13 protein-coding genes are annotated in these 14,277 nt (G+C 65.4%); 5 read left to right on the top strand and 8 right to left on the bottom strand.

Going from position 1 to position 14,277, the window contains the following annotated elements; translation table 11 throughout:
• From VPH47_RS18590 to VPH47_RS18570, 5 genes are all read right to left on the bottom strand, one after another.
• Positions 1-249 (bottom strand): acyl carrier protein, encoded by a 249-nt coding sequence (locus VPH47_RS18590; protein WP_368851448.1) that lies wholly within the window; start codon positions 247-249, stop codon positions 1-3.
• Positions 246-1,004: an N-acetyltransferase family protein gene (locus VPH47_RS18585; RefSeq protein ID WP_368851447.1), complete on the bottom strand. Its 759-nt coding sequence runs from the start codon at positions 1,002-1,004 to the stop codon at positions 246-248. The genes VPH47_RS18590 and VPH47_RS18585 overlap by 4 nt, the downstream gene beginning before the upstream one ends.
• Positions 1,001-1,924, bottom strand: a complete 924-nt coding sequence (locus VPH47_RS18580; protein WP_368851446.1) for a glycosyltransferase family 2 protein — start codon at positions 1,922-1,924, stop codon at positions 1,001-1,003. The genes VPH47_RS18585 and VPH47_RS18580 overlap by 4 nt, the downstream gene beginning before the upstream one ends.
• Before the next feature lie 507 nt (positions 1,925-2,431).
• On the bottom strand, positions 2,432-3,373 hold the full coding sequence (locus VPH47_RS18575; RefSeq protein ID WP_368851445.1) for an electron transfer flavoprotein subunit alpha/FixB family protein: 942 nt from the start codon (positions 3,371-3,373) through the stop codon (positions 2,432-2,434).
• Entirely contained in the window at positions 3,373-4,119 is a 747-nt protein-coding gene (locus tag VPH47_RS18570; protein WP_153856243.1) for an electron transfer flavoprotein subunit beta/FixA family protein, read from the bottom strand. The genes VPH47_RS18575 and VPH47_RS18570 overlap by 1 nt, the downstream gene beginning before the upstream one ends.
• Positions 4,120-4,384: 265 nt before the next feature.
• Here VPH47_RS18570 and rfbB point away from each other — a divergent pair, with 265 nt between their 5' ends.
• The 4 genes from rfbB to rfbD are packed head-to-tail and all read left to right on the top strand — an operon-like array spanning position 4,385 to position 7,786.
• Complete coding sequence (rfbB, locus tag VPH47_RS18565) at positions 4,385-5,440, top strand: dTDP-glucose 4,6-dehydratase (RefSeq protein ID WP_197611123.1); 1,056 nt, start codon at positions 4,385-4,387, stop codon at positions 5,438-5,440.
• A gap of 14 nt (positions 5,441-5,454) precedes the next feature.
• Positions 5,455-6,342: a glucose-1-phosphate thymidylyltransferase RfbA gene (rfbA, locus tag VPH47_RS18560; RefSeq protein ID WP_368851444.1), complete on the top strand. Its 888-nt coding sequence runs from the start codon at positions 5,455-5,457 to the stop codon at positions 6,340-6,342.
• Complete coding sequence (gene rfbC, locus VPH47_RS18555; protein WP_368851443.1) at positions 6,339-6,896, top strand: dTDP-4-dehydrorhamnose 3,5-epimerase; 558 nt, start codon at positions 6,339-6,341, stop codon at positions 6,894-6,896. Before rfbA ends, rfbC begins: the two co-directional genes overlap by 4 nt.
• Entirely contained in the window at positions 6,893-7,786 is an 894-nt protein-coding gene (rfbD, locus tag VPH47_RS18550; RefSeq protein ID WP_368851442.1) for a dTDP-4-dehydrorhamnose reductase, read from the top strand. Before rfbC ends, rfbD begins: the two co-directional genes overlap by 4 nt.
• Before the next feature lie 103 nt (positions 7,787-7,889).
• Here the strand turns inward: rfbD and VPH47_RS18545 are convergent, their stop codons facing one another.
• The 3 genes from VPH47_RS18545 to VPH47_RS18535 form a co-directional block, all read right to left on the bottom strand.
• Positions 7,890-9,293, bottom strand: coding sequence for a mannose-1-phosphate guanylyltransferase/mannose-6-phosphate isomerase (locus VPH47_RS18545; RefSeq protein ID WP_368851441.1), 1,404 nt, complete (start codon positions 9,291-9,293; stop codon positions 7,890-7,892).
• 12 nt (positions 9,294-9,305) lie between these two features.
• On the bottom strand, positions 9,306-10,652 hold the full coding sequence (locus VPH47_RS18540; protein WP_368851440.1) for a phosphomannomutase: 1,347 nt from the start codon (positions 10,650-10,652) through the stop codon (positions 9,306-9,308).
• Between the two features lie 96 nt (positions 10,653-10,748).
• Positions 10,749-13,373 (bottom strand): DEAD/DEAH box helicase, encoded by a 2,625-nt coding sequence (locus tag VPH47_RS18535; protein WP_368851439.1) that lies wholly within the window; start codon positions 13,371-13,373, stop codon positions 10,749-10,751.
• A 172-nt stretch (positions 13,374-13,545) separates the two neighbouring features.
• Here VPH47_RS18535 and VPH47_RS18530 point away from each other — a divergent pair, with 172 nt between their 5' ends.
• On the top strand, positions 13,546-14,277 hold the full coding sequence (locus VPH47_RS18530) for a CoA transferase subunit A (protein WP_153856249.1): 732 nt from the start codon (positions 13,546-13,548) through the stop codon (positions 14,275-14,277).

Genomic DNA, 14,277 nt, shown 5'->3' with positions numbered 1-14,277 from the left:
TCAAACGGCTGCGCCGTGCTTGCGCAGGATTTCGCGCGCTTTGCCCACCGAGCTCATGTCGATCACTTCATCCATGTCGATCATCACGCAAAAGGCTTCTTCCAGTGCGGCGACCACCGACATATGGGCGATCGAATCCCACTGCGGGATGGTGTTGTAACGCAGATCGTCGCTCACGCTGTCGGCGGCGATGCCCAGCACGCGGGCGAATACGGCAACGACCTGATCTTCGGTAACGGTATCGTTCATAGGAATTTCCTGAACCCAAACAGGGTGCTGTTGAAGTGGAAGCCAAGCCGGGCATACAGATTGATGATGCCCGTATTCGCGGCGGAAACGAGGGTCGTACAGTGCGGGATGCCACGCGCGCCCAACGACTCGAGCGCGGTGATCCACAACGGGAGGGCCAGCATGGCGTAAGGGCCTGAAGCGCCGGTCAACAGCAGTTCGCAGTTGCTGCGGTCTGCAGCAACACGTTCGGCATGGAAGCCGATGACGCGGCCGCGCGATTCGGCCACGTAGGCCAGGCCCCCGGTGACCATGTCTTCGATCCAGTTGGCGGTGCGTACCGCGGCCCGCTGAGGATCGATGGCGGGATCTTCCAGGAAGCGGCCGTGCGCGAAGTCGGTGGCGGCAATCTGCCGCAGCTCGGCCACATCGCCAGCGGTCGCCGGACGCAGCGTCGGCAGCATGCCGCGCGGAACCTGGGGCAGGTTGGCGAAGCCGCTGCGCGAAACGGTCAATGAGGTCTCAACGAAGGCGAATCCGTGCTGGAGCAGGGCCGCCTTGGCCACCGGTTGTGTGGCATCGATGCGGCCGAACAGGTAGCGCACCGAGTGGGTGGCGCACCAACGCTCGAGTTCGACCAGCAATGGCGCTGCATGTGCCGAGGTGGCGACGTCCAGTGCGGTCACCTCTGCGGTGACGAAGCCCAGGGCGCGCTCGTCCCAGGGGGTCAGGCGCGCGGTGATCCGTCCTTCGCCGTTGTCGATGTGAAGGTTCATCGGGCTTCCTGTGCATCGTTCACCGCGTCGGCGACGATGTAGTACGGGCGCTTCTGCACATTGCGGAAAACCTGGCCGACATACAGGCCGACTACGCCCAGGCAGAACATCACCAGGCCGCCGATCAGCCACACCGAGCCGATGATGGATGTGTAGCCGGCCACTTCGATATCACCGTCCCACCAGCGCAGCAGGCTCAGCGCCACCAGCACGAAGGCGACCAGCGAACAGGCAATCCCGGTGCCGGCCACCATGCGCAGCGGCTTTTCCGAGTAGCCCAGCGCAATGTTGGTCGACAGGGTGAGCAGCTTGCGCAGGGTGTACGAGGTTTCGCCCACGGTACGGGCCTGGTGCTGGACCGGCAGCTTGCCGGTACGGAAGCCGGCCCACTTGACCATCAACGGGAACGAACGATCGCGTTCGGGCATCCTGCATACTGCATTGATGACCTTGCGATGGTAGATGCCGAAGTTGGCCGTGCTGGGGTCCTGCGGTACGCCGGTGAGCCAACCCAGCAGACCGAAAAAGGCCCACGAAGACAGCCGCTTGAGCGCTTTGTCCTGACGTTCCAGGCGTTGTGCGAACACAACATCGAGGTGTTCTTCGTTGGCCTTGCGGTACAACGCGGGAATTTCGCGGGGAACGTCCTGCAGGTCGCAGTCCATCACTACCGTCCAACGACCACGTGCGTGTTCTATGCCGGCCGAAATGGCCGAATGCTGGCCAAAGTTGCGCGACAGGCGCAGGCCGCGCAGCCAGGGCCGGGCAGCGGCCAGTTCGGTGATCCGGGCCCAGGCGCCGTCGGGGCTGGCGTCGTCGACCAGGATCATTTCAAAGCTGACGCCCAGTGTTGCGATCGCGGCCTCGACCTGGTCCACGAGGTCTTCCAGGCATCCCTGGCAGCCATAGACAGGCGCCACGACCGAGATTTCCAGTGGGAGTTCTCCACCATACGGCGGAGAGGGCGTCGCTTCTGTCATGGCGTAGTGGACCCTTGAGCGCCCTGCCTTGGCACGTGAATGACACCGCGTTGTTGCGCGAGGGGCGACAGGGAGTCTCCCGGCCTTCCGCCGCGCGCCACGTTCAGTGTCGGCAGTCGTTGATTATAGCTTTACCGGCCGCATGCACAGCGGCCGTCGCCAGTCATGCACCTGCGCGCGGCAGGGCTCTGCGGTCCCATCGCGTAGCCTGCTCGCCAGGACGGTTGCCATGCCGCGCTATCGGTGCGGCGTGGGCCGTCGAACCCGCTCCATCATTCATCTACATGATGATTGCCTGACGCGCCAGGCATTTCCGGCTACAGCGGGCAGTTCCCAGGATGTGGCTACCGGAAGAAGGCTGAACGTACCCCTGGAATGGCAAAACCCCCGCTGGAGCGGATGCTCCAGCCGGGGGCAGGCCCTGCAGCTGCGGGGATCGGGCTTGCGTCAGCCCAGCGCGGCTTCCAGCTCCGGCAGGATCGCAAACAGATCCCCCACCAGGCCGATATCGGCAATCTCGAAGATCGGCGCGTCGCCGTCCTTGTTGATCGCGACAATCGTGCCAGCATCCTTGATGCCGGTCAGATGCTGGATGGCACCGCTGATGCCGACGGCCACGTACAGTTCCGGCGCGATGATCTTGCCGGTCTGGCCGACCTGCAGGTCGCTGGGCACGTAGCCGGCGTCAACGGCGGCACGCGAGGCGCCGACGGCGGCACCGAGCTTGTCGGCCAGCTGGAAGATGACCTTGAAGTTCTCTTCCGAACCAACACCACGGCCACCCGACACCACACGCTTGGCGCTCTGCAGGTCCGGACGGTCGCTGGCACCGGCGGCCAGGCCGACGAAGCGGGTGTGGGTCGGCAGGGCAGCATCGACGTTGGCCGCTTCGATGGCGGCGCTGCCGCCCTGGGCGGCTTCCGGCCACGAGGCGGCACGCACGGTGGCGACCACGATCTGGTCGGCCGGGGCTTCCACGGTGATGATCGCGTTGCCGGCGTAGATCGGGCGCTTGAAGGTGTGGCTGCCTTCAACGCTCATCAGGTCGGAGACCTGGTTGACGCCGAGCAGGGCGGCGACACACGGCATCAGATCCTTGCCGAAGGTGGTCGACGGGCCGAATACGTGGGTGTAGCCCTTGGCCAGCTGTGCGATCTGCGGCGCCAGCACCTGGGCGATGGCCTGCGCGTTGGCGGCATTGGCCACGGTCAGGACCTTGGCGACGCCGGCGATCTTCGCGGCGTCAGCGGCCACGGCGCTCGGGTCGGCAGCCAGCACCAGCACGTCGATGCTGGCACCGCTGATGGCGGCGGCGGCACTGACGGTCTTGGCGGTGGCGGCGTTGAGCTTGCCGTCGTGGTGCTCGGCGATGACGAGAATCCTGCTCATTACAGCAACCCCTTCTGCTTGAGTGCGGCAACCAGTTCGGCCGCGTCCTTGACCATCACACCCTTGCTGCGCTTGGACGGCGCGGCGTAATGGGTGGTCTTGAAGGTGTCGGCGGTTTCAACGCCGAGGTCGGCCAGCTGCAGGGTCTCCAGCGGCTTGGCCTTGGCCTTCATGATGTCCGGCAGCTTGATGAAGCGCGGTTCGTTCAGGCGCAGATCGGTGGTGACCACGGCCGGCAGATCCACTTCCAGCGTTTCCAGGCCGGCGTCGACTTCACGGGTCACCGTGGCTTTGCCATCGGCAATTTCGAGCTTGCTGGCGAAGGTCGCCTGCGGGCGGCCCCACAGCGTGGCCAGCATCTGGCCAGTCTGGTTGGCGTCGTCGTCGATGGCCTGCTTGCCGAGGATCACCAGATCCGGCTGTTCCTTTTCGATCAGCTTGAGCAGGGTGCGCGATGCGGTCAGCGGCTGGATGGCCTGGTCGGTGACGACGTGGATGGCACGGTTGGCGCCCATGGCCAGGCCGTTGCGCAGGTGCGCCTGGGCGTCGGCCGGGGCGATGGTGGCAACCACGACTTCGCTGGCGATGCCCTTGTCGCGCAGGCGCAGGGCTTCTTCCAGGGCGATTTCATCGAAGGGGTTGGGGGACAGCTTGACGCCGTCGGTGACCACGCCGGAACCGTCCGGCTTGACCTGAATGCGGACGTTGTAGTCCACCACGCGCTTGTACGCGACGAGGATTTTCATCTGGTACGGGGTCCTTCAATAACGGGGAGAACGTCCGGTCCTGGAGCAGCAACCGGTTCGGGGGTGGGACCCCGATTCTAGCTGGCTTGAGGTGACCATGCGAATGCGTATGGTGACTGACTTTGGCTGTTGCGATGCAGCAATGCAGTCGGCCTGAGTTCACTTGTGTGATCGCGTGTTACCGCAGGCCCGTTGTATCCTTCAACGTTGCATTGTCGTGGCCATGAAGGCCCCGTCTCACGAATCACGATCAGGAGAACAGGTAGTGCCCACATGGCTTGTCACCGGCGGCGCCGGATTCATTGGCGGTAACTTCGTTCTCGAGGCCGTCGCGCGCGGCGTCAAGGTCATCAACCTCGATGTGCTGACCTACGCGGGCAACCTGAAGACCCTGTCCAGCCTGGACGGCAATCCCAACCACCTGTTCGTGCAGGGCGACATCGGCGACCGCGAACTGGTCGCCCGACTGCTGGCCGAGCATCAGCCGGATGCCGTGGTGAACTTCGCCGCCGAAAGCCACGTTGACCGCTCCATCGATGGTCCCGGCGCCTTCATCCAGACCAATGTGGTGGGCACCCTGGGCCTGCTGGAAGCGGTCCGTGACTACTGGAAGGCGCTGCCGGCCGAACAGGGCGCGGCGTTCCGTTTCCTGCACGTGTCCACCGACGAGGTGTACGGCACGCTGGGTGAGACCGGAAAATTCAGTGAAACGACCCAGTACGCGCCCAATTCGCCGTATTCGGCGTCGAAGGCGGCTTCGGACCATCTGGTGCGTGCGTTCCACCACACCTACGGGTTGCCGGTGCTGACCACCAACTGCTCCAACAACTACGGCCCGTACCACTTCCCCGAGAAGCTGATCCCGCTGGTGATCGCCAAGGCGCTGGCCGGTGAGCCGCTGCCGGTGTACGGCGATGGCAAGCAGGTGCGCGATTGGCTGTTCGTGTCTGACCACTGCGAGGCGATCCGCACCGTGTTGGCCAAGGGCCAGGTCGGCGAGACCTACAACGTCGGCGGCAACTCGGAAAAGCAGAACATCGAAGTGGTGCAGGCCATCTGCGCGCTGCTTGACCAGCGCCGCCCGCGTGCGGATGGCCAGCCGCGCAGCAGCCAGATCACCTACGTCACCGACCGCCCCGGCCATGACCGCCGCTATGCGATCGATGCCTCCAAGCTGAAGAACGACCTGGGCTGGGAGCCGGCCTACACCTTCGAGCAGGGCATCGCCTTCACCGTCGACTGGTATCTGGACAACCAGAACTGGGTCAACGGCGTGCTCGACGGCAGCTACCGCCTGCAGCGCATCGGCACTGCCGCCTGAGGCCGGGAGAGAACATGACGCAACGTAAGGGCATCATCCTGGCCGGCGGTTCCGGCACGCGGCTGTATCCGATCACCAAGGGCGTCAGCAAGCAGCTGCTGCCGGTGTACGACAAGCCGATGATCTATTACCCGCTCAGCGTGTTGATGCTGGCGGGCATCCGCGAAGTGTTGATCATCAATACCCCGCACGAACAGGCACTGTTCCAGCAGTTGCTGGGCGACGGCTCGCAGTGGGGCATGGACATCCAGTACGCGGTGCAGCCGAGTCCGGATGGCCTGGCCCAGGCCTATCTGATCGGCCGCGATTTCGTGGCCGGCAAGCCGAGCTGCCTGGTGCTGGGCGACAACATCTTCCACGGCCACGGCCTGCGCGACGTGCTCAAGCGCGCCGACGAGCGCGTGGATGGCTCGACCGTGTTCGGCTACTGGGTCAATGATCCAGAACGTTACGGCGTGGCCGAGTTCGACACCAGCGGCAAGGTCATCGACCTGGTGGAGAAGCCGGAGAACCCGCGCTCGAACTATGCGGTGACCGGCCTGTATTTCTACGACGGCAACGCCAGCGATTACGCAGCCGAACTGAAGCCGTCGCCGCGTGGCGAACTGGAGATCACCGATCTCAACAAGCGCTACCTAGCCCAGGGCAACCTGCACCTGGAAGCGCTCGGCCGTGGCTATGCCTGGCTGGATACCGGCACCCACCAGTCGCTGCTGGAAGCGTCCAACTTCATCGAGACCATCCAGACCCGCCAGGGCCTGCAGGTGTGCTGCCCGGAAGAAATCGCCTTCGGCAAGGGCTGGATCAACGCCGAACAGCTGGAAGCGCTGGCTGCACCGCTGATCAAGAATGGCTACGGCCAGTACCTGCATAAACTCGCGCTGCGTGGAGTTGTTCCGTGAAAGTGATTGAAACCAAGCTTGCCGGCTGCAAGATCATCGAGCAGGCCGTGTTTGGCGATGCGCGTGGCTATTTTTTCGAAACCTGGAATGCCGAGCGCTTCGCTGTGCTGGGCCTGCCGGACCGTTTCGTGCAGAGCAACGTATCGACGTCCGCACAGGGCGTGCTGCGTGGCCTGCATTACCAGTGGCCGCGCCCACAGGGCAAGCTGGTCAGCGTGCTGGAGGGCGAGGTCTATGACGTGGCCGTGGACATCCGTCGTGGCTCGCCGACCTTCGGCCAGTGGGAAGCGGTGGTGCTGAGTGCGGAAAACAGGAAGCAGTTCTGGATTCCAGAAGGCTTCGCGCATGGGTTTGCCGTGCTCTCCGAACGTGCGCTGTTCAGCTACCTGTGCACCGATGTCTACGTCAAGGAAGCGGATGCGGGTATCCGCTGGAACGATGCTGACATCGCAATTGACTGGCCGATCAGTGCACCGACCTTGTCGGCGAAAGACGAGAACGCTCCGTTCCTGAAGGACATTGCTGAAGACCGCCTGCCGGTCTACATCCCGTGACGGTGCTGGTGTTCGGCGGCAATGGCCAGGTCGGCCAGGAGCTGCTGCGCGCGCTGGCGCCGCTGGGCAAGGTGGTCGCAACGACCCGCAGCGGGCAACTGCCCGACGGAAGTGCCTGCGAAACCGCCGATTTCGGCCAGCCCGACAGCCTGCCGGCATTGCTGGATCGCCTGCAGCCATCGGTGGTGGTCAACGCGGCCGCCTACACGGCGGTTGATCGTGCCGAGCAGGATGCCGAGGCCGCCTTCGTCGCCAATGCGGAGGCGCCGGGCATGATCGCGCGCTGGTGTGCGGCGCACGGCGTGCCGTTCGTGCATTACTCCACCGACTACGTGTTCGATGGCCAGGGCAGCGCGCCCTACCGCGAAGACGAGCCGACCGCGCCATTGGGCGTGTACGGCACCAGCAAGCGCGATGGCGAGCATGCGGTTCGCGCGGCCGGCGGTCGTCATCTGATCTTCCGCACGGCGTGGGTGTATGCCTCGCATGGCGCCAATTTCCTGCGCACGATGCTGCGGGTGGGCGCCGAGCGCGACCAGTTGCGTGTGGTGGCCGATCAGATCGGCACGCCGACACCGGCCGCGCTGATTGCCGATGTCACCGTGCAGGCGCTGCAGCATCCGGGCGCGCTGTCGGGAACGTGGCACCTGACGGCGTCGGGGCAGACCAGCTGGCATGGCTTTGCCGAAGCGATTTTCGCTGAAGCGCTGGCGACGGGCGTATTGGCCAAGGTGCCGGCCGTCGAAGCGATTCCCAGTTCCGAGTATCCGACCCCGGCCAAACGCCCGGCCTGGTCGGTGCTGGACAATCGCAAGCTGCAGCAGGATTTCGGCATCGTACTGCCGAGCTGGCAGGATGGTCTGAAGCGGGTGATGGCCGGGCTGACCTGATGGCAGTAGCGCCGGGCAACGCCCGGCGACGCAGTGCTGCCGGGCCGATCAGGAACGGGTCAGAGCCCGTTGCGCAGCAACGGGATCCGACCCCGGGCAAACCTCAACTGCGTCCGTAGGTATCCTCGAAGCGCACGATGTCATCCTCGCCCAGGTAACTGCCGGACTGCACCTCGATCAGTTCCAGCGGTAGCTTGCCCGGATTGCGCAGGCGATGGGTCACGCCCAGCGGGATGTACGTGCTCTGGTTTTCGCTGAGCAGGATCACCTCGTCGCCGCGGGTTACCTCGGCGGTGCCGCTGACCACGATCCAGTGCTCGGCACGGTGGTGATGCATCTGCAGGCTGAGCGTACCGCCGGGCTTGACGGTGATGCGCTTGACCTGGAAACGCTCGCCGTTGTCGATCGAATCGTAGGCCCCCCAGGGGCGGTAGACCTTGCGATGCCAGGTGGCCTCGCTGCGGCCTTCAGCCTTCAGCTGAGCGACCACGGTCTTGACCTCCTGCATGCGGTCAGCCTTGCCGACCAGCACTGCGTCGTCGGTCTCGACCACGATCACGTCATCCAGGCCGACCAGTGCCACCAGGCGCTGTGCATAGGCATAGGTGTTGCGGCAGTCGATGGCGATCACGTCCCCCTGGTGCGCATTGCCATCGCCATCCTGATGCGAGACATCGCGCAGTGCGGTCCACGAACCGACGTCGTTCCAGCCGGCGTCCAACGGAATCACCACGGCGTCTTCGGTTTTTTCCATCACCGCATAGTCGATCGAGTCGGATGCAACGGCGGTGAAGGTAGCCTTGTCCAGACGGGTGAAGTCGGCATCGCGGCGCGCCTGCTGCCAGGCCTGGCGGCTGCCGGCCAGCATCGCCGGCTGGAAACGCTCCAGCTCCTGCAGGTAACGCGAGGCCTTGAACAGGAACATGCCACTGTTCCAGTAGTACTGGCCGCTGCTGACGTAGCCGGTGGCGGTGTCCAGGTCGGGCTTCTCGACGAAACGCTCGACCGCGCGCAGGCCCTGGCCGTCGGCAGCCTTGATATAGCCGTAGCCGGTTTCCGGACCGGCCGGCACGATGCCGAAGGTGACCAGCTTGCCGGCTTCGGCGGCACTGGCTGCAGCCTTCACGGCTGCATGGAACGCGGCTTCATTGGCAATCACATGATCCGAGGGCAGCACCAGCAGCAGCGCGTCGGCGCCGTCTCGGGTAGCTTCCAGCGCGGCCACGGCGATGGCCGGGGCGGTATTGCGGCCGACCGGCTCAAGGATGATCGCAGCCGGCTCGGCGCCGACCTGCTGCAGCTGTTCGGCAGCGACGAAGCGGTGCTCCTCGTTGGCGATCACCAGCGGACCGTGCGCGGCGATGGGAGCGACGCGCTGCCAGGTGGCCTGCAGCATCGTCAGTTCTCCCGCCAATGGCAGGAACTGCTTCGGATACGCCTCGCGCGACAGTGGCCACAGGCGGGTACCGGAACCACCGGAGAGGATGACGGGCTGGATGTTGCTCATGGTCTTCCTTGGTTACTGCTGGAGGAGATGGGAAATTTCGTCGGTACGCGCCTGCATCAGCGCTGCATCACCGCGGGCTTCGACGTTCAGTCGCAGCAGCGGCTCGGTGTTGGAGCTGCGCAGGTTGAAGCGCCAGTCGCCGAAGTCGGCGCTGATGCCATCGGTATGGTCCAGCGCCGGCGACTGCGCGGCGAAGTGCTCCATCACGCGTGCCACCGCAGCCTTGGCATCGGCCACCTTGAAGTTGATTTCTCCGCTGCAGGGATACGCCGCCATGCGGTCTTCGACCCAGTCGGCCAGCGAGCGGCCGCTCTCGGAAACCAGTTGCGCGATCAGCAGCCACGGGATCATGCCGGAGTCGGCATAGGCGAATTCGCGGAAGTAGTGGTGAGCGCTCATTTCGCCGCCGTACACCGCATCTTCGGCGCGCATCTTTTCCTTGATGAAAGCGTGACCGCTCTTGCACAGCACCGGCACGCCGCCTGCCTGCTCAACCATTTCCACGGTGTTCCATACCAGCCGCGGGTCATGCACGATCTTGCCACCGGGATTGCGTGCCAGGATGGCCTTGGCCAGCAGGCCGACCAGGTAGTAGCCCTCGATGAAGCGGCCGGTATGGTCGAAGAAGAAGCAGCGGTCGAAGTCACCGTCCCAGGCAATGCCGAAGTCGGCGCTGTGTTCGCGCACTGCGTCGGCGGTGGCGGCGCGGTTTTCCGGCAGCAGCGGGTTGGGAATGCCGTTGGGGAAGCTGCCATCGGGTTCGTGGCAGATGCGGATGAACTCGAACGGCAGGTGCGGCGCCAGCAGGTCGACGATGGCACCGGCACCACCGTTGCCGGCATTCACCACCAGCTTCAGCGGCTTGAGCTTGGCGGCGTCGACGTAGCTCAGCAGATGCTGGATATAGGCGCTCTTGTCATGCTGGGCGGTCTGCCCGGCGCTCGGCGGCTGGGCCTCGGACGCATCGGCGGCGACCGCATCGGAGATCGCGAACAGGCCGGTATCGGAGCTGATCGGACGGGCGTTCTCCTTGACCAGCTTCATCCCGTTGTAGTCCATCGGGTTGTGGCTGGCCGTCACCATCACGCCGCCGGCTGCGCCGCGGTGATCGGTCTGGAAGTAGACCTCTTCGGTACCGCACAGGCCGATGTCGATCACCTCACGACCGGTACCACGCAGGCCTGCGGCCAGTGCATCCTGCAGCGCCGGGCTGGTCAGGCGCACATCGTGGCCGAGGACCACCGGGCCGGGAGCGAGCTGCGCGGCCAGGGCGACGCCGATGCGGCGGGCCAGGTCTTCGTTCAGTTCTTCCGGCACGCGGCCGCGGATATCGTAGGCCTTGAAGGCGGGCAGGGGCATCGATCAGATCCTTTGTGAGCTCAGCCCTCAATTGTAGTCCCAGTCCCGTATGGGAATCGTTTCCATCGGAGAACGCCACCTGACTGGCGCCCCGGATCAGGCCTGCGGTGGTCGCCGGCCTGGCCGGCGGGTGCGCTTGGCCGGCAGGCCCGGCAACGGCGCCAGCAGCGCCTGGACGTCCTCCTCGCTGAAACGTGGCCCCGTGCTGCCGCCGCCTTCGAGAATCGAGTCGGCCAGCAGGGCCTTGCGTTCCTGCAGCTCGGCAATCCGTTCTTCGATGCTGCCTGCGGCGATCAGCCGGTAGACGAACACCGGCTGCTGCTGGCCGATCCGATGGGCGCGGTCACTGGCCTGGTTTTCGGCGGCCGGGTTCCACCAGGGATCGAAGTGGATGACGGTGTCTGCAGCAGTCAGGTTCAGCCCCACGCCACCGGCCTTCAGGCTGATCAGGAACACAGGTACTTCGCCCTGCATGAAACGCTGCACCGGCGTGGCCCGGTCCTGGGTATCGCCGGTCAGGGTCACATAGGCCAGTCCCAGATCGTCCAGCGCCTGCGCGATCAGCGAAAGCATGCCGGTGAACTGCGAAAACACCAGGATGCGCCGGCCTTCCTCGACCATCGACGGCAGCATCTCTCGCAGCAGCTCCAGCTTGGCCGAGCCGGCATTGCGTGCCGGGGCGTCGCCCGGCAGCAGGCGCGGATCACAGCAGACCTGACGCAGCTTCAGCAGCGCATCCAGCACCCTGATGTGGTTGCGCGCCAGTCGGCTGTCGCTGATCGCCTCGCGGACCTGCTTTTCCATCGCGGCACGCACGGTCTCATAGAGATCACGCTGCCCGCCCTCCATCGCTACCGCGCGGGTGATGAGGGTCTTCGGTGGCAGTTCGGCGGCGACCTGGTCCTTGCGCCGTCGCAGGATGAAGGGGCGCAGCCGCTGCGCCAGCAGCTGGGCTCGGCGGTGATCGCTGCCGCGCTCGATCGGGTGGCGCCAATGCTGGTTGAACTGTTTTTCGCTGCCGAGCAGGCCGGGCAGCAGGAAGTCGAACTGCGTCCACAGTTCGCCGAGGTGGTTTTCCAGCGGCGTGCCGGTCAGGCACAGCCGGTGACGCGCCTGCAGCGTGCGCAGGGTGATTGCGGCGCGCGACTTTGGATTCTTCACCTGCTGCGCTTCGTCGAGGATCAGCAGGTGGTAGGCATGGGCCTTCAAGGCCTCTTCATCACGCCAGAGCAACGGATAGGTGGTGATCACCAGGTCATGCTCGGGGATGGACGCGAACGAAGCTTCACGCCCGGGCCCATGCAGGGCCAGCACGCGCAGGCCCGGGGTGAAGCGCGTCGCCTCGCTCTGCCAGTTGTGCAGCAGTGAGGTCGGCACCACCAGCAGCGCCGGCCGGTCCAGGCGGCCACCTTCCTTCTCGACCAGCAGGTGGGCCAGGGTCTGCAGGGTCTTGCCCAGCCCCATGTCATCGGCCAGTACGCCGCCCAGGCGCTGCTGCCGCAGGTACTGCAGCCACGACAGGCCTTCGCGCTGATAGCCACGCAGCGTCGCCAGCAATCCGGCCGGTGGTGCCACGTCTTCCGGCGCAGGCGCCTGCAGCAGGCGCTGTACGAGTGCCTGGGTGTCCCCGTGGCCCCGGAGCCGCAGGTGTGCGTCGTCCTGCAGCGCCTGCAGGCGACCGCGGTCCTGCGTCGACAGCCGTAGCGGCGCGCCGCGCTGGGTAAACAGATCGGCGAGCAGGGCAATGACTGGCTTCAATCGCGATGCCCGCAGTGCCAGGCGCGTGTTGCCGCCGGCAGTCAGCAGGATGTTCTCGTCATCGCCAATCGCGTCCAGCTGCGCGCGCGACCAGCGTGGGTCGGCGTGCAGCACCTGCTGGAGCAGCGGAACCATGGGCACGGTGTGGCCGTCCACCTCGATCTCGAGGCCCAGATTGAACCAGCTCCCGTCCGTCGGGTCCGCCTGGATGTCCAGGTCGATCTCATCCACCCGGGTGATGCGATGGCGGAAATCGTCGTCCGTCTCTACCTTCCAGCCCAGGGCCTCCAGCCGCGGCACGTCGTCCAGCAGGAAGCGGGTCCAGTCGAAACTGCGCAGTTCGAACAATGGGCCGGCGCCGTCCAGGACGATGCGTGGCTGTCGCTCACGGTGCAGATGCACGCTGCGCAGTTCATCTTCGCGTCGTGCCTCCTCGTGAAGGTCACGCGGCAGCAGGTAGAGCTGGCCCTGCGGGCCATGCACAAACAACGACGGGTCGTCGAGAAAGCGCACGTGCTCGTCGTACTCGAACGCGATGGTGGCGACGTCCAGCCACTGCGAAGGATCACGCTCGGTGAGCCAGTCGGGACGGTACTCCAGGCTGTGCAGATGGAGGATCGGCGTCATCGCCTGGATCGGCAGGGTTGGCAGCGTCGGATGCGCAGTGGGACGTAGCGGGCCCGAGTCGCCCTCCAGTGACGTGTCCAGTGCAGCCAGCAGGACGGAAGCGACGTGCTCGCAGTGGCCCCCCACCGGGCAGGTGCAGCGACTCTGAAGAGGGCTGTAGGGTGCGCGGGCGCTGGCGTCCAGGTCGATGGCCACCTGCCAGGTTTCCACCTGCGCGGTCAGCAGCGGTGCCCGGTAGTGCAGTTCGTGCACGGTACCTGCGCGTTGCCTGCCTCTTTCCAGTGTCCCGGCATCCAGCCAGCGGGACAGTTCCCCTCCGGTGAATACTACGGCCATGCGTCGTCCTGTCCTCTCCATCTGCGGCACGCGTTGCCAGGGGCACCGCAAGCGGGGAGGGGACATTCTACGGAAAGGCAGCCGCGCATACCGGTTCATGCTGCGGCGCACCCCAGCCGGCAACGGGTGTGCCGCTAGAATGGCAGCATTCTCACCGGGTAGGGCAGTAGAGATGCAGCAATCGACTTCCACCGGCAAGCGCGGCAAGCGCTTCGCCAGTGCGGCGGAGGCCCTGCAAGGGGTGGTCGCCGATGGCCAGACGCTGGCCGTGGGCGGCTTCGGCCTGTGTGGCATTCCCGAGGCACTGATCGCCGCGCTGCGCGACAGTGGCGCCAAGAGCCTGACCGTGATCTCCAATAATGCCGGCGTCGATGGCTTCGGCCTGGGCCAGCTGCTGGAAACCCGGCAGATCAAGAAGATGATTTCGTCCTACGTGGGCGAGAACAAGGAATTCGAGCGCCAGTTCCTGGCCGGCGAGCTGGAGCTGGAATTCAACCCGCAGGGCACCCTGGCCGAGCGCCTGCGTGCCGGCGGCGCGGGTATCCCGGCGTTCTTCACTGCCACTGGCTACGGCACGGTGGTGGCCGAAGGCAAGGAAACCCGCGAGTTCGACGGCAAGCACTACGTGATGGAGACCGCGCTGCGTGCCGATGTCGCGCTGGTCAAGGCGTGGAAGGCCGACGAAGCAGGCAACCTGGTGTTCCGCAAGACCGCGCGCAATTTCAACCCGGCCTGCGCGATGGCCGGCAAGGTCTGCATCGTGGAAGTGGAGGAGGTCGTGCCGGTCGGCGCCATCGATCCGGACCAGGTGCACCTGCCGGGTATCTACGTGCACCGCATCGTGCACAACCCGCATCCTGAAAAGCGTATCGAACAGCGCACCATCCGCGCGGAGGGCAACTGA

This window comes from Stenotrophomonas sp. WED208, from assembly GCF_040984485.1.
Lineage (GTDB): Bacteria > Pseudomonadota > Gammaproteobacteria > Xanthomonadales > Xanthomonadaceae > Stenotrophomonas > Stenotrophomonas riyadhensis.
The sequence above is the reverse complement of the archived record's forward strand: the minus strand, read 5'-3'. Positions and strand labels throughout refer to the sequence as shown.